Origin of the sequence: Halomonas marinisediminis (assembly GCF_004347715.1) — a bacterium.
Taxonomy (GTDB): Bacteria; Pseudomonadota; Gammaproteobacteria; order Pseudomonadales; family Halomonadaceae; genus Halomonas; species Halomonas icarae.
The window spans coordinates 1-273 of the sequence record NZ_SLTR01000450.1 but is presented as its reverse complement, the minus strand read 5'-3'; the positions used below and the strand labels follow the sequence as shown (position 1 = coordinate 273).

The 273-nt window shown below is 65.9% G+C and carries 1 protein-coding gene; it reads right to left on the bottom strand.

What is annotated here, in order from left to right; genetic code table 11:
• The coding region (locus E0702_RS17380) for an aminotransferase class I/II-fold pyridoxal phosphate-dependent enzyme (protein ID WP_132045764.1) at positions 1-273 on the bottom strand (273 nt) is incomplete at both ends.

Genomic DNA, 273 nt, shown 5'->3' with positions numbered 1-273 from the left:
GCCATTTCGATAAAGGCCCTCGAGGCCTCCTGGTTGGTGAGGGCCTCGAGGGTGGCCCACTGGGCGATGGTGTCGGGGCTGGTGGTGGACTGGCTGGAAACGTCCGCCATGGCCTTGATGACCGCCTTGGGGCCACAGGCGTAGCCGATGCGCCAGCCGGTCATGGCGAAGGCCTTGGCCGCCCCGTTCACGGTGATGGTGTGCTCAGGCGCCAGCTGCCCCGGGGAGAAGTGCTCCCCCTCGTAGATGAGGTGCTCGTAGATCTCGTCTGAA